We start from the raw sequence: 25,818 nt of genomic DNA on the forward strand, positions 1-25,818 counted from the left end.
CTCCAGTGAGTCACAGATCGAGGACGAGTCGGGGAGAGCGGCTGCGAGACACGCAGGGGAACATCACATCCGCCACCTCCTGCTCCTCGGGCGTGAGCAGCGAGTCACGGTGGTCCGGCAGACCTCCGAGAACCGCCGTCTCGCAGGTGCCGCAGACGCCCTCGCGGCAGGAGGTGGGGACGTCGATCCCAGCGGCGGCGAGAGCGTCCACCATGCTGGCCCCGGCGGGTACCTCGACCGTTCGACCGGAACGCGCGAGCTCGACCGTGAAGGAGGTGTCAGGGCCCTCGTCGGCCGGCTCTCTGGGAGCGAACCGCTCCAGCCGGAGCGCTCGTCCCGCGAGGGCGCATGCCTGCTCCGCCGCCACCAGCAGGGACTCGGGTCCACAGCAGTGCACGATGGCCTCAGGGGACTCCGCCAGCTCGGCGGGGAGGTCGATGAGGCCAACCTCGTCCTGCGGGTAGAGCCGCAGACCGGGGCCCGCCAGCTCGGTGAGCTCGTCGACGAATGCCATGGACGACCGAGAGCGACCGCCGTAGACGATTCGCCAGCGCCGGCCTTCCCCCGCGAGCCCGCGGGCCATGGCGAGCAAGGGAGTGACACCGATCCCGCCTGCGACGAGAAGCGTCTCCGGACCGGCTTCGAGCTCGAACTGGTTGCGGGGACCCGCGATGCGCAGCGTGTCCCCCTCGGCGACCTCGTCGTGCACCCAGGCCGACCCGCCGCGGCCGTCCGGTTCGCGCAGCACCGCGATGCGGTAGGTGCCCGCCTCCGCCGGGTCCCCGCAGAGCGAATACTGCCGGACTGAGCCGTCTCCGACCCGCACGTCGATGTGCGCGCCGGGCGCCCAGCCAGGCAGCTCCCCCGACTCGCCCGGGCCGAGGGTCAGCGCGACCACCCCGTCGGCCACCTGCACGCGCCGCAGAACGGTGACGTCCCTCCCCTCGGCGACGGCGGGGTCCTCCGCGGAGCGTTCGGGGCGGGTGCCGGCCGTCACGAACCCAGGTCCCGCGCCAGCTGCAGGTGCAGGTGCTGGGTGTTGAGCTCGCTGCGGCCGTAGAGGTACTCACCGTCGGGCACCGCCGCCGAGTTCCGCTGGATGGACTCCTCCATCGGGAAGTCCTCATTGAGCGCCGCGTCCTCGAGGATCTCCGCGCTCTTGGCCAATCTGGCGGCCATGGCGTCGTCGACCCGGTCGGGGTCGATCAGGAAGCGGATGTGCGCCGTGCACTTCCCAGGATCCGACGGGTGGGGCCACACGGACCAGAACTCCACGTGGTCGGGCGCAGCGATGATCATGTTGTTGGGGTAGACGAAGATGTTCATGCCGACGTAGCGCCACAGCTGCTCGAGCGACACTCCTTCGCGCGCCTTGTCGGCGAGCTTCATCCGCGGGCTGAACAGCTGGCCGTGGCGCCCGAAGTCCCGCCAGATCGTGGTGTTGGTGGCGAGCAGCTTCCCGACCCCGGTGGGGTGCAGGAACTTGGGGTGCAGGGTGTCCAGTGCTCCGTCGACGACGATCTTCCAGTTGATCTCGAGGTCGAAGACTCGCTCCAGGTGGACGGTGGTCTTCTCCAGCCGGAAAGGCTCGAGCTGCTCGATCACGTCCGGGCCGAGGTACTCGCTCACGGGGCCGGCGGGCTGACCCTCGAGCGTCGCCCAGACGAAGCCGTGGGCCTCCTCCACCGCGACGGTCCGGAGGCTGTGACAGGCACGATCGATCGATTCGAAGGACTCCTCGTAAGGAACGCCGCGCAGGGTGCCGCCGTCCCGCGCGTACGTCCAACCGTGGTAGCGGCAGGTGAAGAATCGCCGGTTGCCGGCGGGCTCCTTCTCGACCGTCCCTCCGCGGTGTCGGCACACGTTGACATAGGCGGCGACGGTGCCGTCCGTCTGTCGAGCGATGATCAGCGGAGTGCCGAGCACGGTCCGCGTGACGAACTGGCCGGGCCTGCCCACCTCGGATGTGTGCGCGACGATCAACGGCAGGGTGCGCATCAGGGCGAGCTCGGCGCGAAGCCGCTCAGGATCGACATAGTGCGCCACGGGGACCCGCAGGTCGTGCTCGGCGAGATCGGTCGTCCCCTGCTCGATGTACTCGATCAGGCGTTCGGCGACATCGGCGTTCCGGGTGCTCGCCGTCATGGCGTGGTCCTTCCTCTCGTGACCTGACGGGCTCGTTCGAGCTCGTTCGCCTGCCGTGGCTCGGGGGCTGACCCGAGCGGCTCCGCCCATGGGACGAGTGCTCGGCTGCGCTCGGCGAGCTCCGGTTTCTGAATCTTGCCGTGGCTGTTCCGTGGCAGCGGTTGCCCGAGTTCGAGCAGGTAACGGGGATGCTTGTAGCGCGCCAGGTTCTGCTCACACACGGTTCGCAGCTCCTCGCGGTCAACTCCGTGGACCGAGGGGACGACCAGCATGGGCACCTCACCCCACGTCGCGTCCGGCACGCCGACCACGGCTCCCTCGTCGATGCCGGCGCGCCCGACCAGGTGCAGCTCGATCTCCGCCGGATAGACGTTCATCCCCCCCGAGATGATCACGTCTCGAGCGCGGCCGGTGACGGTCAAGTAGCCCTCGTCGTCCACGAGGCCGATGTCTCCAGTGCGCAGCCAACCGTCCGTCAGCGCTGCGGCGCTCTCCTCCGGCCGCTCGTGGTACCGCGTCATCACCGCCGGGCCGCGAACGTGGATCTCACCGATCTCGCCGACCGGGAGCGGCTGGTCGTCCGCACCCACGATCCGAATCTCGTGATGCATGATCGGTCGCCCCGAGGTACCGAGTTTTCGTTCGGCCTCGTCCGGATAGAGGATCGTGACGCACGCTCCCGCCGTCTCGGTCTGCCCGTAGCCCAGCAGCATCCGCACTCCGAGCGCCTGCCATGCCTTGATCGTCTCCAGTCCGACGGGTGCCCCTCCGACCTGGACGCAGCGCAGGCTGGACAGGTCGGTGGAGGCCAGTCGGGGACTCGCCAGCATGCGCTCGAACACCACGGGGACGGCCCCGAAATTGGTGATCCGCTCCCGTTCCACGACCTCCAGCAACCGGGCTCCGTCCACCGCACGCTCCAGCACGGTGGTGGAGCCGGACACGATCCCCTCGCGCAGCAGGTAGCTGACCGGGCCCGCCAGCGCCAGTGGCGTAGTGATCAGCTGAACGTCGTCGGAGCAGATCGCGTCGGGCAGGATCCGGGCATACGCCGCAGCGATGATCGCCGCGTGGGTCAGCAGCGCACCCTTCGGGGTGCCGGTGGTGCCCGAGGTGTAGCTGAGCAGGGCGGTCGTGGTGGGGTCGATGTCGACAGCCCGAAGGCACGCGTCCCGGCCGAAGTCAGTCCACTCCTCGCGGTCCACCCGGACGGTCTCGACGTCCACCGGTACGGCCGCGGTGGAGGTGAACACCGGATTCGCGCGGCTGTCGTGGAGCTGGAAACCGATCTCCTCCGCCGTGAGCCGGGGGTTCAGCAACGCGGCCGCGGCGCCGGTGCGCAGGATCCCGAGCAGCGCGATGACGAACTCGGGCCGGTTGTCCAGGAGGATTCCGACAGTGCCGCCCGGCCCGGTGCCTCTCGCCTGCAGCCCCGCCGCCACACGGTCGGCGGCTCGGTCCAGCTCGCACCAGGTCAGCCGGCCGGTCTCGGCCCGAACGGCGTCCCGGTCCGGAATCCGCCCGGCCCAGAATCGCAGGAAGCCGGCGAGATCGCCGCTCATCGCCGGTCCTCGTGCAAGGCTCTCATCAGTGCTCCTCGTGGCATCAACGACCCCGGCGTCAGTCGACGGCCGAGTTGCGCGGATTGGAGCCCGCGAACTTCACGGTGTAGCCCCCGTCGACGACGAGGGTCTCGCCGTTGACGTACGACGCGTCCGGCCCCGCGAGGAACGCCACTGCCGTGGCGATCTCGCTCGGTTCCCCCTTGCGACGCAGCGGCACCTGGCCGACCACGAAGGCCGTCCTGTCGCTGTCGGGGTTCATCGGGGTGGTGATCGTGCCGGGGGCCACGCAGTTCGCGCGGATTCCGGCCGGGCCGTACTCAGCGGCGACCCCTTGGGTCAAGGTCATCACCGCCGCCTTGGCGGCGGCGTACGGGACGGTGAACGGAACGACGGACCGCACACCGGCCATCGAGCCGACCGAGACGATGCTTCCCGAGCGACGCTCCACCATGTGCGGCAGCACGGCGCGGATGCCGAGGAAGACCGCTCGGGCGTTGACGTCGAACACGCTGTCCCACTCGGCAACCGGGTACTCGCCGACCGCTGCCTGCGGCCCGTGGACGCCGGCCACGTTGCAGAGGACGTCGATCTCGCCGTCTTCCGCGCGGGCCGTCTCGACGGCGTCCGCCCACTGGTCCGCCGACGTCACGTCCAACCGCATCGGCGACCCGCCGATCAGGCTCGCGGTCTCCTCCTGTGCTCCCGTGCGGTCCGCGCAGCGCACCCGCGCGCCGCGGCGCGCCAGCTCGACCGCGATGGCACGGCCGAGCCCCGAGCCGGCGCCGGTGACGAGCGCGATCCGCCCGTCGAGAGGTAGCGCCATCTTGCTCACGGCTTCGGCGCAAATCGCTGGGCACCGTCGAGACGGATGACCTCGCCGTTGAGGTAGTCGTTCGCGACGATCGACGACACCAGGGCGGCGTACTCGGCGGGCCTGCCCATCCGGCGCGGGTTCGGAACGGCCGAGCCCCAACGCTCCTGCGCCTCGTGCTCGGGCATCGGGAACGCGGGTGTGTAGAACGTGCCGGGGGCGATGGTCATCACCCGCACGCCGACGGCGGAGAGATCCCGCGCGGCGACCAGGCCGAGCCCCACGACACCGCCCTTGGCCGCGGAGTAGTCCGACTGACCGATCTGCCCCTCGAACGCCGCGATGCTCGCCGTCGTGACGATCACGCCGCGTTGACCGGACTCCAGCGGCTCCGTGTCGGCCATCGCGGCCGCGGCAGCGCGCAACACCCGGAACGTTCCGGTCAGGTACACGTCGATCGTGCGGGTGAAGAGGCCCATGTCGTACGGCTGGTTCGCCCGGTCCAGGATGCGGGAGAGGGCCACCGGACCTCCGTGGGCGCACACCGCGGCGCGCACGGGACCGAGCTCTGCGGCGGCTGCGACGGCGGCCGCCACCGAGTCCTCGTCCGTCACGTCCGTCCGCACGAAGTGGGCGGATCCCCCGAGATCGGCGACGACCTTCTCGCCTCGTTCGTCGACGTCCGCCACGACGACCCGCATCCCGTCGGCCACCAGCCGCTCCACGGTCGCCCTGCCGAGGCCACCGGCCCCGCCGGTGACGAGCGCGACCGCTCCGTGCACATCCATGACAGCGCCTCCGTATCTGTTTGGCTACCGACGTATACAGGATTGCTCCTGGCCGAGCCACTGCCGATGGGAGTCAGCTCCCTATGACGTTCTCCCGCTCGAGCGCTTCGATCTCGGACTCGGCAAGGCCCAGGCCGCGGAGCACGTCAACCGTGTCCTGGCCGCGGCGCGGAGCCGTTCGCGGCGCGAACTCCTGGCCCACGACGCGCAGGGGTGCGGTGGTGAGCGTGAGCGCCCCGGCCCCCTCCAGCTCGGTCGTGTAGGTACTCGCACGGGCTCGGAAGTGCGGATCCGCGGGGAGCGACTCCACGGTGTTGATCGGACCCGTCGGCACGTCGTGTGCGACGAAGAGGTCCATCCACTCGTCGTACGTGCGGGTGCGGAACAGATCCCGCAACCGGCGCCACAGGTCGTCGGCCGTCGCCGCGTCGCCGCCGATGTCCAGCGGATGCCCGGCCAGATCGGGCCGATCCACGGCCGCGCAGAAGGCGACCCAGAACCGCTCCTCGTACGGCTGGAAGAACAGCACCCGGTCGTCCTTGGTGCCGTAGTAGGTCAGGCGAGGCCAGAGTGTGAGCCTGCCGTCGGGGAGGTAGGTCCCGTTCCTGCGGACCACATCACGGTTCAGTTCCGCGTCGACCTTGTCCGGGAGCCACGAGGCGCTGACGTCGGCCGCTGCGATCTCCAGCACCGTGCCCCGCCCGGACGCACGCGCCTTGACCAGCGCCGCGCACACGCCCATCGCCGCGTAGAGGCCGACCCCGTGCATGCCCACCGGGGTCCAGGAGCCGGGCTGCGGGTCCCCGCCGGCGTCGCGCACCGGGGGCAGAAGGCCGCCGAACGCGTCGAAGGCCGGACCGTGCGAGCCCAACCCTCCGTACGGTCCCTGCGCGCCGTAGCCGGAGACCGAGACGTACACCAGGCCCGGGTTGCGCTCGAGCACCGTGGCCGCGTCGAGACCCATCCGTCCCGCCGCCCCCGCCCGGAAGCCGTCGACGAACACGTCCGACCCGTCGACGAGTCCCGACACGATCTCGCGGCCGCGCGGGGTGCGTAGGTCGATCGCGAGGCTCCGCTTCCCCCGGTTCCATCGGAGGTGCAGCATGCCCACCGCGTCGGGCCCGACGACGTCGCCGCCCGCGTGTCGCGTGACATCTCCCGCCAGCGGCTCGACGTGGACGACGTCCGCGCCCAGATCGGCCAGGTGTCCGCCGACGCCCGCAGGGGCGAGCTGCGCCAGTTCGACGACACGGACCCCGCGGAGCAGGTCGTATCCGGTCATCGGCCGCGCCCCCCGCTCCCGCCGGGGTTCACACCACGGCTCACTCTGCGGCGAACTCCTCGGCCATCAGCCGCAGCCGGATGTCCGCCGCCTCCTGCATATGCGCCCGCGCCAGCTGCTCCGCCGTGTCCCCGTCCTGCCCGCGGACCGCGTCGACGATGGCCTCGTGCTCCGCGCAGGCACGCGCCCAACGACCCGGGTAGCTCAAGGTCGTTGATGGCAGCCGCAGGACCTGTCTGGTCAACCGCCCCTGGATGTCCTCCAGGGTGGGATTGCGGGCGGCCACCATGAGTGCGCTGTGGAACTCCCGGTTGACCTGCTGGAGCTGAAACGGATCCGTCGGGTCCGCGCCCACGCAGCGGGCAACCGCCGCTTCGAGCCGGAGCAGATCGGTGGTGACCCGCCGGGCGGCGGCCGACCGGGCGATGCTTCCTTCGATCAGAACTCGGGCCGCATAGATGTCCAACACCTCGTCCGGGCTGCGCTGTCGAACCGACGCGGTCGTCCCCTGCCTGGTCACCAGTCCGTCCTGCTCGAGCCGAACGAGAGCCTCCCGGACCGGGGTGCGACTGACCTCGAACCGCTTGACGAGATCCACCTCGAGCAACCGTTCTCCGGGTTCCCAGGCGCCCTCGGCGATCTGCTCGCGGAGCTGCTCGTAGACCAGGGTTGTCTTGGGCACGAATCGCCTGCGGCCCAGGTCCTGGGTGTCTGTATCGGGCACGGCGTGGCCTCCCCGCTGACGCGACAGCTCGCTCTGATGCTCCGGTGTTCACGTGTATTCAACCACCACTCTGCCCGGGCCCCTGTGCCCGAGCTGATCGAGCTCCACCCCGACCTGCTCGACGGCACAGCGATGGGCGACCAGCGCATCGAGCGCCAGCCGGTTCTCGCCGAACCATTCCAGGATGCGGGGTACGTCCCGCCGGACGTCTGTATCGCCGTACCAGCTGCCCGCCACCCGGCGGCCCGCCGCCACGATGCCGGTGAGGACGGGCACGTCCAACCGCACGTCGACGGGCGGGACGCCGACCAGGACGACCTCTCCTCCCCGCCTACTCATGCGCACGGCGGCACCGATCGTGTCGGCGCGTCCCGCGACCTCCAGCACCACATCCGCACCCCGGCCGCCGGTGAGCGCCCGGACGGCCTTGATCGCGTCCTTGCCCTCCGCCTCGACGGTCTCGCCCGCACCGAGGCGGCGGGCGAGAGCCAGCGCGTCCTCCCGGACGTCCACGGCCACGACCAGCCCCGCCCCCGCGATCAGCGCGCCCTGCACCGCGTTCAGTCCGACACCGCCGCATCCGACCACGGCCACGACGTCGTCCGGCCGGATGTGTGCCGTCGTGACCGCTGCCCCGACGCCGGTCAGGACACCGCAGCCGACCAGCGCGGCCGCCGTGAGGTCGACGTCCGCGGGGATCGGCACGACCGCGCTCGCGGGCAGCACTGTGTACTCGGCGAAGGTTCCCGCGCCGCACATCTGCCGTACCGGGATCCCGTCGATCGCGCTGCGGGTCCCGCCGTCGAGGAGAGTGCCCGCCGTGCTCGAGGCGCCGCCCACCTCACAGAGGTGGGGCTCGTCCCGCATGCAGAAGTAACAGCGCCCGCAGCGCGGCACCCAGGAGATCACGACATGGTCGCCCACGACCACGTCCACAACGCCCGGCCCGACGGCCTCGACCACTCCCGCGCCCTCGTGCCCCAGCACGGCCGGCAGCTCGCCCACCGGCACCAGACCGCGGAGCGCGGTGAGGTCGGTGTGGCAGATCCCGGAGGCGACCATCCGGACCAGGACCTCGCCCGCGTGCGGCGCCTCCACCGACAGACCGGTCACGACCTCGAGCGGCGCGCCCACCTCCCGCAGCACCGCCGCTCTCGCCCCGTCCACCGCGGTCACCATGCGGCCACGAACTTCTGCTGCCGGAACGCCGCGACGCCCTCGACGCCGCCTTCGACGCCGTGCCCACTCGCCCCGCGGCCACCGAACGGGGTGTCCGCGGCGGAGACTCGCCAGCCGTTCACCGCGAGCGCGCCACAGTTCAGCCCGTCGACCAGCCGGGAGACCTCCCGGTGATCGGTGGCGAAGGCGTACGCCGCCAGCGCGGCCGGCAGCTGGTTGGCCAGCGTGATCGCGTGGTCGACGTCGTCGACGGCCGTGACCGTGGCCAGCGGCCCGAACGGCTCCTCGGTCGAGGCCAGGGCCGATGCCGCCGGATCCAGGATCACCGTCGGCGCGTGGAACAGACCCGGGCCCGCCAACCGGTGCCCACCGACCGGGATCTCCAGTCCGCGCTCACGGGCGTCCGCGACCAGCTGCTGGGCCCACGCGATCCGGCCGGGATGCGCCAGCGGCCCGACGTCGACCGCGGCGAACCCGTCGCCCACGCGCAGTCCCGCGGTCTCCGCGTTGAAGCAGCCGACGAACTCGTCGTGCAGGGAGTGGTGCACCAGGAACCGCGAGGGGGACGTGCAGACCTGACCGGCGTTGCGGAACGCGGCCGTCGCAGCGCTGCGGGCCAGGTCGGACACATCGACGCCGGGCAGGACCACGACCGGGGCGTGTCCGCCCAGTTCGAGCACCAGCCGCAGATGCCGCCCCGCGGCCTCGGCTGCCAGCCCGCTGCCGATGGCCGTGGACCCGGTGAAGGTCACCGCGCGCAGCGCGGGATGGGCCAGGATGGTCCTGCTCACCGTCTCCGGCCTGCCGAAGACGACGGCCACGGCGTCACCGGGGACGCCGGCGTCGTGCAGCACGGTGAGGAGCGCCAGCGCTGTGGCCGGGGTCTGCTCGGCGGGCTTGGCCACGACGGTGCATCCGGCCGCCAGGGCGGAGGTCGTCTTGCGGGCGAGAGTCTGCAACGGGGCGTTCCAGGAGGCGAGGGCCAGCACGGGACCGACCGGCTCCATCTGGACCCAGCGACGGGCGGCGTCCTCCGGGGGCAGGGTGCGCCCGTAGCCGCGGGTGGCCTCTTCGGCGTTCCACGCGACGATTGCCGCCGCCTGTCGGACTTCGGCCTCGGCCTGCGGCACCGGCTTGCCGAGCTCCAGAGTGATCGTCTCGGCGATGGCCACGGCACGTGCCCGCAACAGGTCCGCCGCACGCAGGAGGGTCGCGGCACGCTCCGAGGCAGGCGTCCGGGCCCATCCGGGAAAAGCCTCGGCCACCACGTCGACCGCGCGGGTGATCTCGGCGGGCGGAAGCAGCGGCAGAGCACCGAGCTCGCGGCCGGTCGCGGGGTCGAGCACCGGCAGAACGTCCTCGGCAACGGTGACCGGGCAGCCGTCCACGACCGAGGCGAGGCCGCCGTACCGGCCCTCGGCCTTCGCGCGCCGCTCGGCGGCCGCCCCGTCCGACCGCGCCGGCACCGGGCTGTCCACCGCGGTCATCGGACGCTTGCCGTCCGGTCCTCACGCAGCCGCGCGAGAACCGGTAGCAGGTACTCGCGAAACCGGCCGTAGTCCTCGGACATGGGGAAGTGCCCGAGCCCGTCCATGACCTCGAGAGTCGCTCCGGGCACGGCGGCGACGACCGCCCGCGAGTCCTCCGGGGTGCAGGAATAGTCGTACTCCCCGGTGAGAAGGTGCACCGGACAGCGGGTGACGTCGATGGCCGCGATGCGGTCCCGGATGTCTCCGTCGACCTTGTAGAAGTGCAGGTCGCCCTTGAACACGCCCGGCCCGCTCATGGCGTAGTGCCAGAGCGTCTCCCAACGGTCCGTCTCCGGCGCGTCCGGGCCGATGAGACCGGAGACCACCGCCGAGCAGACCTCACCGCCGTGCACGTCCGGGCGGTGCAGCCAGCTCAGGTCGTAGTAGGGCTCGACGTGCGCACCGGACTGCAGCCCGATGACCCCGCCCAGAGCGTCCGCGTGCTCCAGCGCGAGGTGCAGCACGACCCGGCCGCCGATGGAGCAGCCCATCACGACCGGCTGGGCCAGCTCCAGCGCCTCGATCACGGCCATCACGAGCGCGACGTAGCGCGCGCTGGTGAGCTGATAGTCCTCGTCCTGCCAGCCGGCGGGTGGCGACGACTTGCCGTGGAAGGGGAGATCGAAGGAGATCACACGGAACCGATCGGTGACATCCGGGTCGTTCATCAGCCCTCGGTACTGGCGGGTGTCTGCGCCCGCCGTGTGGAGGCAGACCAGCGGAATGCCCGATCCAGCCTCCTCGACGTAGACGCGCAGGGCGTCGCCGTCGAGGTTCAGCAGCAGATAGCGACCGGTGACGGCGTCGAACAAGGCGCTCATGGGCGACCTCCCCGGGGCAGGGCGAGCAGTTCCTTGAAGTAGCGGAGGTGGGACATGAACGGATGCAGGTCGCCCTCGGCGCGCAGGGCCCGGCGCTTGATCATGGCGAACAGGTCGTGATGGCCCGGGGCGGGTCGCGAAGACCAGAAGGCGTCCCATTCGTCGGGGGCGGCGGACAACGCGAAGGTCCAGGCGGGCATGACGAAAGGTCCCGGCGCAGCGCGGTCGACCACCCCGTGCCGGACCTCGACCAGGGCCTCGTCCGACCCGGAGCGCAGCAGGAAGGTCACGTCGAGCCGCGGGGCCAGCCGAGTGAGGCCGGGCGCGTGGCGCCCCAGGGCGTCGAGCCTGGCCGAGAGTGGGATCATCGCAGGCTTCCGTTCGAGGAGGGGGCGGTTCCGAGGCGATCTTCCTCGGCGCGGGGAAGGCGCGGCACGGTCACGAGGGCCTCCGCATCGTCACGAGCGCGTCCACCGCCACGACTCCCTCGCCCTCGGGGCACACCAACAACGGGTTGATCTCGGCGTCCACGACGGCGACCTCCGGATCCAGCGCCAGTCGGGACAGCGCGACCATGACCTCGACCAGGGCGTCGAGGTCACCGCACGGCCGACCACGGAAGCCGCGGAACTGCCTGAGGCTGGCGACCTCGTCCACCATCTCCCGTGCCGTCTCCGTGTCGACCGGCGCCATCCGGATGCTGCGATCGCGGTGAATCTCGGCGAGCTCGCCGCCCGCCGCCACCATGACGATCGGACCGACGTCCGGATCGGTGTGGTAACCCACCAGCACCTCACCCAGTGCGGAGAGCTGCGGCTGGACCAGAACGTGGTCGACCGGAACGGTGGGCAGGTTGGCCGACACGGACTCGGCGATACGCACCACCGCCGCCCGCACCCCGGCGTGTCCGTGCACGTCGAGCACCACGCCGCCGACCTCGGACTTGTGGGGGATGTCCGCGGACACCACCTTCACCACGTACGGCCCGCCGCCCTCCGGCACTGGGCCGACGTCGACAGCGCCTGGGTCGGCGGGCACCTCCAGCACGGTGGACGTCGCCCGGCGGATACCGAGCCTGTCGAGCACGGCGTAGGCGGACGCCTCGTCGAGGGTGCGGCTGCGTGCGGCAGGCAGGCCCACGGCCCGCGGCACCGAGGGGACCGGTGGTCGGCGTCCGAACAACGCGGAGACCGCGTCCGCGCACGCCTCGGGGGTCCGGAAGGTGGGGACCGCGGCGCCCCCCAGCAGCGGGAGCGCACCGGGTGCGTCCGGGACGAGGAAGCACGCCAGTGGCACACGGTGCGTACCGCTGTCGACGACGGCCTGCAGCGCCAGCTCGGGCTCGGCGCGCGCCGAGGACCCGACGACGGCGAGGACCAGGTCGAACTCCCCGCTGTCCAGCACGATGTCGAGCGTGGCCTTCATCAGCGGGTACCGGGTGCCGGCGAGGGTGACATCCACGATCCGGCCGGGCGACGCGGCCACCCCCGCCGCCGCGAGGTCCTCGAACACCGCGCCGCTCGGCGGAGCCACGTCGACGCCGCGAATAGCCAGTTGGTCGACGACCATGGCCGCACCGCCGCCGGTCGTGGTGACCACGCCGATCCTCGGCGCGCTGGCAGCGCGGGAACGGATGGCCAGCCGCGGCGCGAGCGTCATGCCCTCCAGAAGCCCGTCGAGCGTGTCGACCCGGGCGATGCCGTGCGCGGCGAAGAACTCCTCGGCGATGTCGTCTGCGCCCGCCAGCGCACCGGTGTGCGACGCGGCCAGCTCGGCGGCGGCGTCAGACCGCCCCAGCTTGTAGACCACCACGGGCTTCCCGCGCTCCGCGGCGGCCCGGCCGAAGTCCGCGAGATGGCGCGCGCCCTTGAGGTTCTCCAGGAACAACAGGTAGGAGGCGATCCCGGGGTCGTCCAAGGTGGCCGCGCAGAGCTCCCCGATCGTGACGTCGCTCTCACTCCCGGTCGACACCAACCCGGCGAAGCCGAGGCCCAGCGACTTGCCGCGCGAGACCAGCGACCCGATCATCGACCCGGACTGGGAGGCGACCAGCACTGAACCGGTGGGCAGCCCGGGCTCGCGGAAGACCGCGTTGGCCGTGAGAAGCAGACCGTTGCGGGTGTTGACCACCCCGATGCTGCTCGGCCCGATGACCCGTATCCCATGGCGTACCGCGAGGCGCAGGAGCTCGCGCTCCCGCCGCACGCCCCCGTCACCCGACTCGGCGAACCCGCCCGCCAGGACCGTGGCCACCGGGACACCGAGCCGGCCGCACTCGTCGATGACACCGGCGACCCCGTCCGTCCCGATCATCACGAACACGTGGTCGGGCACTTCGGGCAGCGCCGACACCGAGGGCCAGCACCGCTCGCCCTGGACGGTGTCGCGGCGCGGGTTGACCGGGTACACGGAGCCGCCGAACGATGCTGCCCGCAGGAAGGCCAGCGGACGTCCGGTGGTGCGCGCGCCGTCGTCGGACACGCCGACCAGGGCGACACTGCGCGGCGCCAGCACGGCCTCGGCCAAGCTCGGAGCGGTCGGCACCCGACCCGTCGGCACGGCCACGCTCCTCACCCGCTCCGCTGGTCGAAACGGCGACCGAAGACCGACTCGGCGACCCGGTTCTGCAGGATCTCGATCGATCCGCCCGCGATCATCCAGCCACGGGTGCGCCGGAAGCAGTACTCCACGATGGACTCGCGGCTGTACCCGGTGCCGCCCATCGCCTGGACGGCGAGGTCCGCGGCGCGGAAGCCCGCCCGGTTCGCGGCGAGCTTGGCCGCGGCGGTGTTGTAGGCCGTGGGCAGACCGTCCGCGTCCAGCTCCCTCACCGCCCGGTCGAGCAGCAGATCCGCCGCGTCGAGCTCGACGGCGCAGTCGGCGAAGCGCCATTGCAGTCCCTGGAACTCCGCCAGCGGACGGCCGAACTGCTCGCGGGTCGACACATGGTCGCGCGCGATCCGGAAGGCCAGCCGACCGACGGCGAGTGCCCGCGTGGCGTTGCCCAGCCGCTCGACGTTGAAGCCCGAGATCTGGCGCTTGAAACCACCCTCACCGAGCAGCACGTCCTCCGCCGGGACCGGGACGTCGTCGAAGTAGAGCTGGCACCACTCCTCGCCGCTCATGAACTCGCTGGGCTCGCCGAAGGTCAGCCCGGGGGCATCTCGCGGGACGAGCACGGATCCGATCCCGCCAGTGCCGGGACCGAACCGCGCGTAGACCAGGAAAACGTCCGCGTCGACGCTGTGGGTGCCGAAGACCTTCGTGCCGTTGAGCCGGAACCCACCGCCGTCCGGGGTGGCCGACGTGGTCAGCGACGTGACCGCCGAGCCGGCCTCGGGCTCCGACATGCCCAGTCCCATGACGAGGTCGCCGGAGAACAGGCCGGGCAGCCAACGTTCCCGCTGAGCGGGCGACGCGTACTGGACGAACGTCCGGCTCGCGCCGAAGTTGCCCGCCTGCACCAGGTCCGCGCTCTTCGGGCAGCGTAAGGCGATCTCGTAGAGCGCGATCACGGCGCTCAGCAGGTCGCCGCCCTGACCACCCGCCTCCTCGGGAGAGGCGAGGCCGAACAGGCCCTGGGCGGCGAGGGCGCGATTGAGATCACGGTCGAGCCCGGCGGCACGTGCCCGGGCGGTCGCGCCGTCGGCGAGCTTGCGGTCGGCGTAGTCGCCGACCGAGCGGGCGAACTCTCGATGGTCGTCATCGAGATGGGGGATCATGGTGCTCCTTGCCGTCCACCGGCGCATGCGGTGAATACATCGGTATTCGGAAGATGCGGCATGAGCGCGCGCGCCCAGCCCGCCGACCGTCAGGGGACGGACTTCTCCGCGAAGGGGATCCGTGGCGACGCGCGCCAGTCGTCGAGGCCGTAGTCGGCGGTGCCGATGTACACCTCGCCGCCGGACACCTCGCTCCAGTGCGCATGGTTGAGCTGATGGATGCTGAAGCACGAGTTCAGCGCGGCGGTGAACCCCATCGCCTCCTGCGACTGGTTCACCGAGTCCTTGATCAGTAGGGCGGCCATGGACGGCACCCGGGCGACGCGTCGCGCGAACGCCAGCGTCTTGTCCTCCAGCTCTCCGCGCGGGAACACCTTGCTCACCATGCCGAGCCGGTGGGCCTCATCCGCATCGAGCGCGTCCCCGGTCAACAGGAGTTCCTTGGCCTTGCGGGCGCCGAATTCCCACGGGTGTCCGAAGTACTCGACCCCGCACATCCCCAGCCGAGTCCCGACGACGTCCGCGAACAGCACGTCGTCGGCGGCTACGATCAGGTCACAGGCCCAGGCCAGCATCAGGCCGGCCGACAGCACCTTGCCCTGGCACTGCGCAATAGTGATCTTGCGCAGATTGCGCCAGCGGACGGTGTTGGCGAAGTAGTAGTGCCACTCCTGGCGGGTGCGGTTCTCGGCGCCGCCGAGGGTGCCACCGTGGCAGGCGTAGGTCGGGTGCTGCCCGGGGCCGTCGCCCTTCTCCGCCAGGTCCTCGGCGGTGCCGAGGTCATGGCCCGCGGAGAAGGTGTCGCCGTCAGCGGCAAGGATGATCACGCGGACGTCGTCGTCGGCCTCGGCACGGGCGAACGCCGCGTCGAGCTCGACGATGATGCCCCGGTTCTGCGCATTGCGCTGCCGAGGCCGGGCGAGGGTCACACGGACGATCGCGCCGTCGTCGAGCACCTCGTAGCGCAGGAACTGGTAGTCGACGTCGGTGGTGGCCGGTGCGGACATGAGCGGACTCCTCGAAGGGCGTACGGGGTGGGGCGATCAGACGACGTTGACGGCATCGCAGAAGCGCTGCCCCACCTCCTCGTCGCCCTCGAGACCGACCGCCCGGTCCCGCCACGGCCTGCGCCGCGTGCCCCAGACCACGAAGTCGGCGGTGCTCGAACGCACCTCGCACGCGACGTCCACCGGCTCCTCGACGGGCACCCCGCCCGCGAAGGTCCAGCGACCGGCACCCGGGCCCTCGAGCACGAGGGTCACCGGCTCGCGCACCCCGGCGAGCGCGGCGGCACACATCTGCGGCAGCCCGCGGACCATCCAGACGATGGTGGGCGGCAGGACCAGGTCGTCCGCGGACGCGGCCACTGCGTCGAGCGGCCCGGTCGGCCCCAGCAGGTCCACGCGGAGGTGGGCGTAGTGGTCGAAGGCGGTGGCGTCCGCGAGATCCCGCAGGGCGTAAGAGCCCAGGTTCTGCAGCGTGACCGCCGAGTCCCCGACCGCACCCTCGCGGAACTTCCGCATCCGGCGCAGACCGAGCTCGCTGCTCTTCGCGTAGCAGGCCGCGACGGCTGCGGCAGGACGTTCCCGCTCGTCTGCCACCCACGCGTGCAAGGTGGCCTCGATGTCGTCCGGAAACGCGGGGACCAGCAGCGCGGGGTTGAGGATCTGCTCGAAGCCCAGCCACAGGTGGGCATAGACGTCCTTGACCGACCAGCCCGCACAGTCGCTCGGCGCCGCCCAGTCCTCGGCTCCGAGCTCCCGAGCGATCCGCACGAGCTCGTCCCGCTCGTGAGCGATGGCTGCGAGCGGATCACGAGGGCCGGGCTCGATGAGCCCGCCCGTGGCGAAGTCACCCACGCCGGCCTCCGTTCTCTCGTCTGAACACAACTGTATACGAACCGATACGGCCGCGGGAAGTCCCGCATTGCCCGTCTGGATGCAGCCGTATACCGTCGCCCACCACCGGGCGTCGAGGACCCGGGCCCTGCGACCCGAGGTGGCCGATGCCAGTTCACCGCGACGAAGCCGTCGATTTCGAGCGTCGCGTCGACGCCCCCTTCTGGAGTGCGCTCGGCGAGCGCAGGCTCGAGATCCAGCGTTGCCCCCGCTGCGGACGGTGGTTCGTGCCCGCGGATTTCCGCTGCTGGAACTGCGGTTCGTTCGAGCTCGGTTGGGAGCGCGTCGAGCCGACGGGCGTCGTGCACAGCTGGATCCGCAATCACCTGAGCTTCGTGCCTGCGTACGACGACCTGGTGCCCTACGTCAACGTCCTGGTCCGGCTCCCGCACGCCGGGGACGTGCGGCTGCTCGGGCTGCTCGTCGGGCCCGACGCGGACGTCCGGATCGGGGCCGAGGTCCACGGGGTCTTCGAGGCACCGTCCGACCGGACCCAGGGCCTGCCCGCCCTGCGCTGGCGCCTGGCCTGACCCCCCCGACCCCATCCCGACGAAGGAGACACCCGTGGCCGGAGAGGGCCTCCGTGGCAAGGTTGCCGTGGTCGGCATCGGTGAGACGCCCATCTACAAGCGAGGCCGCTCGCCCGATCCTGAACGACTCCTGCTGCTGAAGGCGATCGTCGCGGCCTGCGAGGACGCCGGGGTGGACGTGCGGGACGTCGACGGCTTCGCGTCCTACGGCGCGGACGTCAACGAGGGCCCCAGGCTCATCGGACCGCTCGGCACCCGGAACATGCGCTGGTCCAGCATGGTCTTCGGAGGAGGCGGCGGCGGTACCGGCGGCGCGATCGCGATGGCGGCCAGCGCCATCGTGGCCGGGCAGGCGGACTACGTCGTCGTCTATCGAGCGAGCAGTGAGTCGCAGAGCGGCCGGTTGTTGCGAGCAGTCAGCGCCGGCTACTTCGGGCCGAACTACACCGTGCACGGCATGGACTCCCCCGTCCAGTGTCTGGGCATCCGCTCCCAGCGTCTGCTCGAGCACGACGGGGTGCCGCGCTCAGCACTGCGCGCACTGGCCATCGCCTCCTATCGGCACGCGGCCAACAACCCGCGGGCGATCGGTCGCGACGTCGGCCTCGACGAGCAGACCTACGACGAGTCACGGTGGATCGCCGAGCCGTTCCACCTCTACGACTCCAGCCGCGAGAACGACGCCGCGGCCGCGCTCCTGCTGACCTCGGCCGAGCGGGGCCGCGACCTGCGTCAGGAGCCCGCCTACCTCCTGGCCGCCGAAATGGGCGCTCCGGCACGCTGGGGCGAGCTGGACGAGAACCACGAGCCCTACACCTCGGCGGGCCAGCTCGAGATCGCCCGCAGGCTGTGGGCCTCCTCCGGCGTGGGACCCGCGGACGTCGACGTGGCCCAGGTCTACCTCAACTTCACCGGCCCCGGCGCGATGTCGCTGATCGACCACGGCTTCTGCACGGCCGAGACGGCGGGCGAGTTCATGACCGTCGAGAACCTGACCGCGCCGGGCGGGGCCTTGCCGGTCAACACCAGCGGCGGCGACCTCGCCGAAGGGTTCGTCCACGGTATGGCGCTGGGCCTCGAGGCCGTGCGGCAGCTCCGCGGCCAGTCGTGCAACCAGGTGCCGGACGCGACCGTGTCGCTACTCACCGGCGGCCCGTCGTCGGAGATGACGTCCTCGGCCCTCTTCGGCTCCGCGGAGGCCCTGTGACCTCCTCCTCGCCGGACGTTCTCCGGGGGCTCGACGTCCCCGCGGTCTCGGGATGGCTGACGGCGCACGGCGTGGGGCGCGGACCGTACTCGTTCACCGTCCTCTCCGGCGGCCGGTCGAACCTCACCTACCGGGTGACGGATGCAGACGGGTGCGACCGCGTGCTCCGCCGCCCGCCGACCGGGATGGTCACGACCTCCGCCCACGACATGCGTCGCGAGTGGGACTGGCTCGTGCGTCTCCGAGACACCGCGATCCCGGTGCCGGCCCCGGTCGCCTACTGCGCGGACGCCAGCGTGACCGGCGCCGGCTTCTACGTCATGGACATGGTGGACGGCGTCGTCCTGGACAGCCCGGACGCCGTCTCGGCGCTGCCCGCAGATGTCCGCGGGCGCGCCGGCGAGCAGGTGATCGACGTGATGGTCGCGCTGCACACCCTCGACCCGACGGCGCTCGGGCTGCCCGAGAAGCCCGACAGACCTGGCTACGTTGCCCGCCAGCTGCGGCTGTGGGGGGAGCGCTTGCGCGCCGACGGCGGGCCGGAGGCGACCACCCTCCTGCGTGTGCACGATGCGCTGGCCGAGGCCGTGCCCGACGAGAGCCGCGCGATCCTGCACGGCGACCTGCGCCCGGGGAACCTCGCGTTCTCGCCGGCGGGCGACGTGATCGCCGTCTTCGACTGGGAGCTGGCGACGACAGGACCCGCTCTGGCCGATCTCGGCTGGCTGCTCGCCACATGGCGGGAGCCCGGTGAGTCGTTCAGCCCGCTGTACCCGCCGCCGAGTCTCGTCCCCGGCTTCCCGGACCGGGCTGCGCTCACCGCCCGCTACGTATCCCGCACCGGGACGGATCCGGTCAGCATCGGCTACTACACCGCGTTCGCGATCTGGCGGCTGGCCTGCATCCAGCTAGGGGTGACCGCCCGCTACCGCGCGGGGGTCATGGCCGACGACGGCTACCGCGACCGCCTGACGTTGTTGGACGCCTCCGGCTACAGCGAGACCGAGCGCGCGGTCGAGGCCGTCGCGCGGCTGCGCTAGCCCTCACCGACCCGAAAGGGATCCCCCGATGGCCTGGGACTTCTCCACCGACCCCGAGTTCGAGAAGCAGCTCGTGTGGATGCGCGACTTCATCGACACCGAGGTGATCCCGCTGGAGCCGCTGCGGCTCGACGCGGTGCGACTGCGGCGTGCCACCGAGCCGCTGCGTGCGGAGGTCAAGGAGCACGGCCTGTGGGCCGCTCATCTGCCCCCGGCACTGGGAGGCAGCGGCTTCGGCCAGGTCCGGCTCGGGCTGATGAACGAGATCATCGGCCGCACCCAGCTCGCGCCCGCCGTCTTCGGCTGCTCCGCACCGGACTCCGGCAACGCGGAGCTCATTGCTCTCGCGGGCACGGAGGAGCAGAAGCGACGCTGGATGTTCCCGCTGCTCGAGGGTGCCCAACGCAGCGCCTTCTCGATGACCGAGCCGAACGCGGGATCCGACCCCACGATGCTCACCACGACGGCGGTTCGCGACGGCGACGAGTTCGTGATCAATGGGCACAAATGGTTCACCTCGTCGGCCACCGGCTCGGACTTCCTCATCGTGATGGCGGTGACCGACCCCGAGGCCGCCCCGCGCGACCGCGCCTCGATGATCGTCGTGCCGACCGACGCCCCGGGCGTCACGATCGTGCGGGACATCCCCACCATGGACGAGCCCGACGACCGCGCCGGCCGGGCCGACGGCCAGGCCGAGATCCTCTACGAGGACGTCCGGGTACCGGAGGAGAACGTCCTCGGCGAGGTCGGCGGTGGCTTCCGCCTGGCACAGCGACGGCTCGGGCCGGGCCGGATCCACCACAGCATGCGCTGGCTGGGCCAGTCCGCCCGGGCGTTCGACATGCTCTGCGAACGCGCGGTGAGCCGACACACGTTCGGCACCCCGCTCGCCGAGAAGCAGATGGTCCAGGACTGGGTCGCCACGTCCGCGGCGGAGATGACAGCCGCCCGGCTGATGACCCTCCACGCCGCCTGGAAGATGGACACCTACGGCGTGAAGTCGGCCCTCAACGACATCGCAATGATCAAATTCTGGGGCGCGCAGGTGCTCTACAACGTCATCGACCGGGCCATCCAGGTGCACGGCTCGCTGGGCTTCACCACGGACCTGCCGCTCGAGTACATGTACCGCTTCGCCAGGTCGTCGCGCATCTACGACGGTCCGGACGAGGTGCACAAGGTCAGCGTGGCTCGCCGGATCCTCCGCGAGTACACCCCGCGGGACGTGCCCAGCGAGCACGTTCCCACCCGGCGGGCGAGCGCGGTGGAGAAGTTCGCCGAGCTGCTCGACGAGCGCACGGCCGGCCTGTGAGCCTCACAGTCGCGGTCGTCGGGGCCGGCCCGGCGGGAATCTTCGCCACGCACGGTCTGCTCTCCGGACATCCCACACTGCGGGTGGACGTCCTGGACCGGCTGCCCGTGCCGTTCGGGCTGATCCGCTACGGGGTCGCGCCCGACCATCCGCGGATCCGGAACGTCGTCACGTCGCTGTCGGACATGATGTCCGATCCCCGTGTCCGGTTCCTCGGTCACGTCGAGCTGGGTCGGGACGTCGAGGTCGCGGACCTGGCCCTGCATTACCCGTCCTGGGTCATCGCCACCGGCGCCGAGCTCGACAGGCCCAGCGGCCTGGGTCCGGCCGCTGCCGGCCTGCACGGAGCAGCAGACTTCGTGGCCTGGTACAACGCGCACCCGGACGCGCCGGAGACCTGGCCGTTGAAGGACGAGCAGGTGGCCGTCGTCGGTGTGGGCAACGTGGCGCTGGACGTGGCCCGGATCCTGGCCCGCCCCGCGGAGCAGCTCGCCACCACGGACATCCCCGCCCATGTCGAAGCCGGTCTGCGCGCCAACCGGGCACGTGTCGTGCACGTGTTCGGCAGGCGCGGGGTCGCCCACTGCAAGTTCAGCCCGGGCGAACTGCGGGAGCTGACCTCGCTGCCCGGTGTCCGAGTACACGTCGACGAGACCGACGTCGTCCTCGACGAGGGCTCGGAGGCGCTCCTGGCGGCAAACCGGGTCCAGGCCATGGTGGTGACCAGGCTCCAGGCCTGCGCAGCGCCGGCCGCACCCGTCCCCGAGCCCGGCGAGACCCTCGTCCACCTCCACTTTCTCGAGGATCCTCTGGAGGTCGCCGTCACCGAGGGGGCGGTCACGGGCTTGCGGACCCGCCGTGGTGAGCTCCGGGGCGACGGCACGGTCGCCCCTGCCTCTGCCGTGCGGGAGTGGCCGGTCACTGCGGTGTATCGGGCCACCGGGTACGCCTCCGGACCGGTCCCGGGCCTGCCGTACGACCCGGACACCGCCACCGTGCCCAACACCGAGGGCCGTGTCCTCTCTCCCGACGGCATGGTGGTGCCCGGCGCGTACGTCACCGGCTGGATCAAGAGGGGGCCGGTCGGCCTGATCGGGCACACCAAGGGGGACGCCCAGGAGACGATCAACCACGTGCTCGCGGATCTTGGCGAAGCCCCCGACGGCGCCCGTCCCGACCTCCTCGACACCCTGCGTACGCGCGGGATCGAGCCGGTGACCTGGAACGGCTGGCTGCGGATCGACGGACACGAGCGTCGAGCCGGACAGCCCGGTCGCGAGAGAGTCAAGGTCTGGAGCCGAGATCGAATGCTCGCCATCGCCAGGGCGTGACCCCACGCGGACGACGGAGGGCCGGCCCGATCCGGACCGGCCCTCCGTCGTGACTCCTCGGCTCACTCGACCACTGTGATCACCGAGTTCGGGCACGCCTCCGCCGCCGCGGTGGCATCCGCCTCCCTCCCGGAGTCGACCTCGGGGGTCCCCGCCACGACCAATCCCCACTCGTCGAGCGAGAAGAGATCGGGACTCACCAATTCGCAGGCACCGCTGCCCATGCACAGTGACCGGTCCAGCTCGATCCTCATCCGCGGTTCTCCAGCAGCTCGGTCGCGCTCACGCCCACCCGTAGGTCTTGATGTTCGCGAAGGGGTCCAGGCCTGACCGGCCGAGCTCCCGACCGACACCTGACTTCTTGGTGCCGCCGAACGGCAGCTCGATCCGGGCACCGAGGAAGCCGTTGATGCCGACACCACCGGTGTCGAGCCCGCGGGCGATCGTGTCCGCCTCGTCGGGGTCCTGGGCGAACACCGTCCCGCCCAGGCCGTACGGCGTGGTGTTGGCCAACTCGATCGCAGCGGCCGCGTCCGGCACTCGGTAGATCATGGCCAGCGGCCCGAACGCCTCCTCCGTGTAGACCCGCATTCCGGGGGAGATATCGGTGATCACGGCCGGCTCGAAGAAGGCGCCGGGCCCGTCGACGCGGCCTCCCGCCCTCAGGACGGTCGCCCCCTTGGAGACCGCGTCCTGGTACTGCTCCTGCAGCAGGTCAGCTGCCGCGCCCGACGACATCGGCCCCACCGTGGTCGCCGGGTCGAACGGGTCGCCGAGCACCTGGCCGTCGAGCTGCGCGAGGAAGCCCGCGAGGAAACGGTCGGCGACCGCCTCGGTGAGGATGATCCGCTTGGGCGAGATGCACGCCTGCCCGGTGATCAACAGTCGGCAGGCGACCGCCGTGGCCACCGCGGCGTCGACGTCCGCGGAATCCGCGACGATGAACGCGTCCGACCCTCCGAGCTCCAACACGACCGGCTTGACGTGCCGGCCCGCCTGTTGGCCGACGGCCGCTCCGGCCCGGTCCGACCCGGTCAGGGTCACGGCACGCACACGCGGGTCCGCGATGTAGTCCGAGACCTGGTCGATCGACAACAGGGCCGTCTGGAATGCGCCGTCCGGAAAGCCTGCCTCGCGGAACAGTGCGTCGAACATCAACGTGGAGGCCGCACTGATCTCCGACGGCTTGAGCACCACCGTGTTCCCGAGGATCAGGTTGGGCACGGTGGCCCGCATGGCCTGGTACAGCGGCCCGTTCCAGGGCTCGATGCCCAGCACGACGCCGATGGGCTCGCGGCGGATCACAGCGTGGGACAGGCCGGGAACCTGCACCTCCTCGTCGGCGAGGAGCTCCTCTGCCCGGCCGGCGTAGAAGCGGAACATCTCGGGGACCATCCCGGACTCGGCGACCGCCTGCCCCAGGGGCTTACCCATCTCGATGCTGACCTGGCGGGCGAACTCATCTGCCTTCGACTCGTACAGGTCGGCGAAGCGGCGGTAGCAGGCCACGCGCTCGGCGATCGGCGTGGACCGCCACCGCGCGTACGCGGTGTGCGCCCGGTCGAGCAGTTCAGCTGCTTCGCCACGGTCGAGACCGGGGTGCTCGGTGACGACCTCTCCGGTAGCGGGATTGACGGTCCGGTAAGCGCGCACGGCGATGTCGGCGCTCTCCACAGTGGTCATGGCGTTCCTCGTCTCGGGTAGTGGCCCGACGTCTACTTGATCGACGCTCCGCCGTCGACCGGGAGGCAGACACCGGTGACGTAGCGGGCCTCGGAGGACACGAGCCAGGCGATCGCGGCGCTCACGTCGCCGGGCTCGATCCACGGGATGGTCAGTGCCTGCATGCCGGAGAAGCCGTCCACGCAGTCGTCCATGGTGGGCTTCGTGAGGTCCGGGCGGAACAGGTCGTAGGTCGCCTGGTTGGCAACCATGTCCGTGTTCACAGTGGTCGGGGCCACCGCGTTGACCCGGATGTTCTTGGGGCCGAGCTCGATCGCCAGCGACTTGGTGATCCCGAGGAGCGCGGACTTGGCAGCCACGTAGGGCAGGGCATTGGCCCCAGGCTTGACCCCGACCATCGAGCTGGTGATCACGATGTTGCCGCCGCCCCCAGCGATCAGGGCCGGAAGCGCGGCCCTGATGGCGTACCAGACACCGTTCAGATTGGTGTCGATCGTGTCCTTCCACTGGGAGGACGTGGTCTCCCACGCCGGGCCGTAGGACAGGATGCCTGCGTTGGCACAGACTATGTCGATCGTGCCGAAGGCCTCCAGCCCCTGCATGACGGCCTTCTCGACCTGGCCCTCGTCCCGCACGTCGGCCTGCACGGCCACGGCGCGGCGATCCAGCGCCTCGACACCCTTCACCGTCTCGGCGAGGTCCTCCGTGGTGCCCATCGGATAGGGAACGCTGGCGATATCGCCCGGGACGTCGATCGCAATGATGTCCGCGCCCTCGCGGGCCAGGCGCAGGGCGTGTGACCGGCCCTGCCCGCGCGCGGCCCCGGTGATCAGCGCGACTTGGCCGGTGAGACTCGGTGTGGTCATGGTTCTCCTTGTGAGAGTCCGCCGACGAGGTCAGGCGCCAGCGAGCGTGGTGTCGAGTGAACTGACCCGGCCGGAGTGTTCGCCCGGGGTGAATGTGGCGGGCAGGCTGACGTAGCCCCACGTCACGCCGGCAGACTGCGCGGTTTCGACCGCATTCTCGTCCACGGTGTAGTCCGGGATCCGGCGCAGCACCTCGCTCACCATGATGTCGAAGTCGGCTCGAGCGTGGTGCGTGCCGATGCATTTGTGCACCCCGAAGCCGAGCGCGGCGTGCCGGTTCGGAAAACGGTCGATCTTGATCTTCTCCGGCTCGTCGAAGACCGTGGCGTCCATGTTCGCGGCCGCCCAGGACAGCAGCACCCGGTCTCCCTCGCGGATGAGCTGTCCCTCGACCTCGATGTCCTTCGTGGCGGTGCGGGCGAGGATCTGGACCGGGCTGTAGAAGCGAAGGAACTCCTCGCATGCGCTCGCCAGCAGGGACGGATCGTCGATCAGCCGCTGCCGGTCCTCCGGATGGGAGCCGAGATGGTGCAACGTGCTGGACACGAGAGAAGTCGTGGTGTCGGCGCCGCCGCCGACGAAGGTGAGGCAGATCGAGAGGATCTCCTCGTCCGTCGGGCGACGGCCGTCGATCTCCAGGGTGACCATGTTGGACAGGAAGTCGTCCGTGGGGTTCTGCCGGCGGTCATGGGCCACCGGGATCACCGACTGGACGATCTCGGTGAAAGTGGCCAGCGCCCGATCTTTCTCCGGGGATCCGCCAGGCAGCGCCGCCTGGGCATGGGTGGCCTTGGCGAACTCCTTCCACCGCGCCATCGGGATGCCCAACAGCTCCATCGTCAGCAGCGCGGGCACCGGATTCGCGTAGTCGGTGACGAAGTCCAGACTGCCGCACTCGATGACCTGGTCCAGGCACCAGGTGGCGTACTCCTGCATCTTCGGCTTCCACATCTCGATGGCCGGCGGCCCGAAGTGCCTACCCATCGGTCGCCGCCAAACGTTGAACTGGGGTGGGTCCAGCTCGAGCGGGATGAGGCGGAACGGGGCCGGCGGGTGATTGATGCCACCGTTGGGCGACGTGCCGTTGGGCAGGTCGTGCGTAGAGGTGAACGTGTCGTCGTCCCGGGCGATCCGGCGGACCGTCTCGTATCCGAGGGCCACCCAGAAGCCGCCGTGATGGTGGCTGTAGGCCAACGGACCCGCGGACTCCAGCATTCGCCGGTTCATGCCCTGGGGATCCTTGGCGTACTCAGCGGAATAGTGGTCGAAGTCGACCTCGATGCGTGAGGTGCTCATGAGCTCTCCGTCTTCGTCATGATCTGGACGCAGATGTATACACAGAGAAGGCCGGGCCGAGAGGTGGCGAACTCGGGCAGGCCGGG

Annotated in this window: 24 protein-coding genes; 5 read left to right on the forward strand and 19 right to left on the reverse strand. The window is 70.9% G+C overall.

Annotation, left to right across the window (positions count from 1 at the left end; translation table 11 throughout):
• Window positions 1-10 precede the first annotated feature (10 nt).
• The 15 genes from AC2A1K_RS01080 to AC2A1K_RS01150 all read right to left on the reverse strand — a co-directional run bounded on the left by AC2A1K_RS01080 (window position 11) and on the right by AC2A1K_RS01150 (window position 16,425).
• Complete coding sequence (locus AC2A1K_RS01080; protein WP_483894454.1) at window positions 11-997, reverse strand: PDR/VanB family oxidoreductase; 987 nt, start codon at window positions 995-997, stop codon at window positions 11-13.
• Complete coding sequence (locus AC2A1K_RS01085) at window positions 994-2,145, reverse strand: aromatic ring-hydroxylating oxygenase subunit alpha (protein ID WP_483894455.1); 1,152 nt, start codon at window positions 2,143-2,145, stop codon at window positions 994-996. Before AC2A1K_RS01085 ends, AC2A1K_RS01080 begins: the two co-directional genes overlap by 4 nt.
• The gene (locus tag AC2A1K_RS01090) at window positions 2,142-3,707 is read right to left on the reverse strand and encodes a class I adenylate-forming enzyme family protein (protein WP_483894456.1); all 1,566 of its coding nucleotides are present in this window, start codon (window positions 3,705-3,707) and stop codon (window positions 2,142-2,144) included. Before AC2A1K_RS01090 ends, AC2A1K_RS01085 begins: the two co-directional genes overlap by 4 nt.
• 58 nt (window positions 3,708-3,765) lie before the next feature.
• Window positions 3,766-4,533: an SDR family NAD(P)-dependent oxidoreductase gene (locus AC2A1K_RS01095; RefSeq protein ID WP_483894685.1), complete on the reverse strand. Its 768-nt coding sequence runs from the start codon at window positions 4,531-4,533 to the stop codon at window positions 3,766-3,768.
• A gap of 5 nt (window positions 4,534-4,538) precedes the next feature.
• Window positions 4,539-5,309 (reverse strand): SDR family NAD(P)-dependent oxidoreductase, encoded by a 771-nt coding sequence (locus tag AC2A1K_RS01100; RefSeq protein ID WP_483894457.1) that lies wholly within the window; start codon window positions 5,307-5,309, stop codon window positions 4,539-4,541.
• Window positions 5,310-5,382: 73 nt separating this feature from the next.
• Window positions 5,383-6,591 (reverse strand): CaiB/BaiF CoA transferase family protein, encoded by a 1,209-nt coding sequence (locus AC2A1K_RS01105; protein WP_483894458.1) that lies wholly within the window; start codon window positions 6,589-6,591, stop codon window positions 5,383-5,385.
• Window positions 6,592-6,631: 40 nt separating this feature from the next.
• Entirely contained in the window at window positions 6,632-7,315 is a 684-nt protein-coding gene (locus tag AC2A1K_RS01110; protein ID WP_483894459.1) for a GntR family transcriptional regulator, read from the reverse strand.
• A 48-nt stretch (window positions 7,316-7,363) separates the two neighbouring features.
• Window positions 7,364-8,482, reverse strand: coding sequence for a zinc-binding dehydrogenase (locus tag AC2A1K_RS01115; protein WP_483894460.1), 1,119 nt, complete (start codon window positions 8,480-8,482; stop codon window positions 7,364-7,366).
• Window positions 8,483-8,487: 5 nt separating this feature from the next.
• Entirely contained in the window at window positions 8,488-9,981 is a 1,494-nt protein-coding gene (locus AC2A1K_RS01120) for an aldehyde dehydrogenase family protein (protein ID WP_483894461.1), read from the reverse strand.
• Window positions 9,978-10,844, reverse strand: coding sequence for an alpha/beta fold hydrolase (locus AC2A1K_RS01125; protein WP_483894462.1), 867 nt, complete (start codon window positions 10,842-10,844; stop codon window positions 9,978-9,980). Before AC2A1K_RS01125 ends, AC2A1K_RS01120 begins: the two co-directional genes overlap by 4 nt.
• Window positions 10,841-11,212, reverse strand: a complete 372-nt coding sequence (locus AC2A1K_RS01130; protein WP_483894463.1) for a hypothetical protein — start codon at window positions 11,210-11,212, stop codon at window positions 10,841-10,843. The genes AC2A1K_RS01125 and AC2A1K_RS01130 overlap by 4 nt, the downstream gene beginning before the upstream one ends.
• A gap of 70 nt (window positions 11,213-11,282) precedes the next feature.
• Window positions 11,283-13,403, reverse strand: coding sequence for an acetate--CoA ligase family protein (locus AC2A1K_RS01135; RefSeq protein ID WP_483894464.1), 2,121 nt, complete (start codon window positions 13,401-13,403; stop codon window positions 11,283-11,285).
• 11 nt (window positions 13,404-13,414) lie between these two features.
• Entirely contained in the window at window positions 13,415-14,566 is a 1,152-nt protein-coding gene (locus tag AC2A1K_RS01140; protein ID WP_483894465.1) for an acyl-CoA dehydrogenase family protein, read from the reverse strand.
• 89 nt (window positions 14,567-14,655) lie between these two features.
• The gene (locus AC2A1K_RS01145) at window positions 14,656-15,573 is read right to left on the reverse strand and encodes an enoyl-CoA hydratase (RefSeq protein WP_483894466.1); all 918 of its coding nucleotides are present in this window, start codon (window positions 15,571-15,573) and stop codon (window positions 14,656-14,658) included.
• Window positions 15,574-15,609: 36 nt separating this feature from the next.
• Window positions 15,610-16,425: a maleylpyruvate isomerase family mycothiol-dependent enzyme gene (locus AC2A1K_RS01150; protein ID WP_483894467.1), complete on the reverse strand. Its 816-nt coding sequence runs from the start codon at window positions 16,423-16,425 to the stop codon at window positions 15,610-15,612.
• Window positions 16,426-16,571: 146 nt separating this feature from the next.
• On the opposite strand from AC2A1K_RS01150, the gene AC2A1K_RS01155 reads away from it, so the two are divergent.
• The 5 genes from AC2A1K_RS01155 to AC2A1K_RS01175 are packed head-to-tail and all read left to right on the forward strand — an operon-like array spanning window position 16,572 to window position 21,887.
• Window positions 16,572-16,994, forward strand: coding sequence for a Zn-ribbon domain-containing OB-fold protein (locus tag AC2A1K_RS01155; RefSeq protein WP_483894468.1), 423 nt, complete (start codon window positions 16,572-16,574; stop codon window positions 16,992-16,994).
• Window positions 16,995-17,028: 34 nt separating this feature from the next.
• Complete coding sequence (locus AC2A1K_RS01160) at window positions 17,029-18,201, forward strand: thiolase C-terminal domain-containing protein (RefSeq protein WP_483894469.1); 1,173 nt, start codon at window positions 17,029-17,031, stop codon at window positions 18,199-18,201.
• Window positions 18,198-19,241 carry a phosphotransferase family protein gene (locus AC2A1K_RS01165; RefSeq protein WP_483894470.1) on the forward strand — a complete coding sequence of 348 codons (1,044 nt, stop codon included), beginning with the start codon at window positions 18,198-18,200 and terminating at the stop codon, window positions 19,239-19,241. The genes AC2A1K_RS01160 and AC2A1K_RS01165 overlap by 4 nt, the downstream gene beginning before the upstream one ends.
• A 28-nt stretch (window positions 19,242-19,269) precedes the next feature.
• Window positions 19,270-20,556, forward strand: coding sequence for an acyl-CoA dehydrogenase family protein (locus tag AC2A1K_RS01170; protein ID WP_483894471.1), 1,287 nt, complete (start codon window positions 19,270-19,272; stop codon window positions 20,554-20,556).
• Window positions 20,553-21,887, forward strand: a complete 1,335-nt coding sequence (locus AC2A1K_RS01175; RefSeq protein WP_483894472.1) for an FAD-dependent oxidoreductase — start codon at window positions 20,553-20,555, stop codon at window positions 21,885-21,887. The genes AC2A1K_RS01170 and AC2A1K_RS01175 overlap by 4 nt, the downstream gene beginning before the upstream one ends.
• Window positions 21,888-21,949: 62 nt before the next feature.
• Here the strand turns inward: AC2A1K_RS01175 and AC2A1K_RS01180 are convergent, their stop codons facing one another.
• Genes AC2A1K_RS01180 through AC2A1K_RS01195 form a run of 4 tightly spaced genes read right to left on the reverse strand, consistent with a single transcriptional unit; the run spans window position 21,950 to window position 25,732 of the window.
• Entirely contained in the window at window positions 21,950-22,141 is a 192-nt protein-coding gene (locus tag AC2A1K_RS01180; protein WP_483894473.1) for a ferredoxin, read from the reverse strand.
• Window positions 22,142-22,169: 28 nt separating this feature from the next.
• The gene (locus AC2A1K_RS01185) at window positions 22,170-23,570 is read right to left on the reverse strand and encodes an aldehyde dehydrogenase family protein (protein WP_483894474.1); all 1,401 of its coding nucleotides are present in this window, start codon (window positions 23,568-23,570) and stop codon (window positions 22,170-22,172) included.
• A 32-nt stretch (window positions 23,571-23,602) separates the two neighbouring features.
• The gene (locus tag AC2A1K_RS01190) at window positions 23,603-24,436 is read right to left on the reverse strand and encodes a mycofactocin-coupled SDR family oxidoreductase (RefSeq protein ID WP_483894475.1); all 834 of its coding nucleotides are present in this window, start codon (window positions 24,434-24,436) and stop codon (window positions 23,603-23,605) included.
• 30 nt (window positions 24,437-24,466) lie between these two features.
• Window positions 24,467-25,732 carry a cytochrome P450 gene (locus tag AC2A1K_RS01195; protein WP_483894476.1) on the reverse strand — a complete coding sequence of 422 codons (1,266 nt, stop codon included), beginning with the start codon at window positions 25,730-25,732 and terminating at the stop codon, window positions 24,467-24,469.
• Window positions 25,733-25,818 lie beyond the last annotated feature (86 nt).

This window comes from Actinomycetospora sp. 2LY8.5, assembly GCF_057180585.1.

Coding starts and splice junctions, on each gene's coding strand:
- AC2A1K_RS01085 (WP_483894455.1), bottom strand. CDS start 2,145: ATGACGGCGAGCACCCGGAACGCCGATGTCGCCGAACGCCTGATCGAG.
- AC2A1K_RS01090 (WP_483894456.1), bottom strand. CDS start 3,707: ATGAGCGGCGATCTCGCCGGCTTCCTGCGATTCTGGGCCGGGCGGATT.
- AC2A1K_RS01095 (WP_483894685.1), bottom strand. CDS start 4,533: ATGGCGCTACCTCTCGACGGGCGGATCGCGCTCGTCACCGGCGCCGGC.
- AC2A1K_RS01100 (WP_483894457.1), bottom strand. CDS start 5,309: ATGGATGTGCACGGAGCGGTCGCGCTCGTCACCGGCGGGGCCGGTGGC.
- AC2A1K_RS01105 (WP_483894458.1), bottom strand. CDS start 6,591: ATGACCGGATACGACCTGCTCCGCGGGGTCCGTGTCGTCGAACTGGCG.
- AC2A1K_RS01120 (WP_483894461.1), bottom strand. CDS start 9,981: ATGACCGCGGTGGACAGCCCGGTGCCGGCGCGGTCGGACGGGGCGGCC.
- AC2A1K_RS01125 (WP_483894462.1), bottom strand. CDS start 10,844: ATGAGCGCCTTGTTCGACGCCGTCACCGGTCGCTATCTGCTGCTGAAC.
- AC2A1K_RS01130 (WP_483894463.1), bottom strand. CDS start 11,212: ATGATCCCACTCTCGGCCAGGCTCGACGCCCTGGGGCGCCACGCGCCC.
- AC2A1K_RS01140 (WP_483894465.1), bottom strand. CDS start 14,566: ATGATCCCCCATCTCGATGACGACCATCGAGAGTTCGCCCGCTCGGTC.
- AC2A1K_RS01145 (WP_483894466.1), bottom strand. CDS start 15,573: ATGTCCGCACCGGCCACCACCGACGTCGACTACCAGTTCCTGCGCTAC.
- AC2A1K_RS01155 (WP_483894468.1), top strand. CDS start 16,572: ATGCCAGTTCACCGCGACGAAGCCGTCGATTTCGAGCGTCGCGTCGAC.
- AC2A1K_RS01170 (WP_483894471.1), top strand. CDS start 19,270: ATGGCCTGGGACTTCTCCACCGACCCCGAGTTCGAGAAGCAGCTCGTG.
- AC2A1K_RS01180 (WP_483894473.1), bottom strand. CDS start 22,141: ATGAGGATCGAGCTGGACCGGTCACTGTGCATGGGCAGCGGTGCCTGC.
- AC2A1K_RS01185 (WP_483894474.1), bottom strand. CDS start 23,570: ATGACCACTGTGGAGAGCGCCGACATCGCCGTGCGCGCTTACCGGACC.
- AC2A1K_RS01190 (WP_483894475.1), bottom strand. CDS start 24,436: ATGACCACACCGAGTCTCACCGGCCAAGTCGCGCTGATCACCGGGGCC.
- AC2A1K_RS01195 (WP_483894476.1), bottom strand. CDS start 25,732: ATGAGCACCTCACGCATCGAGGTCGACTTCGACCACTATTCCGCTGAG.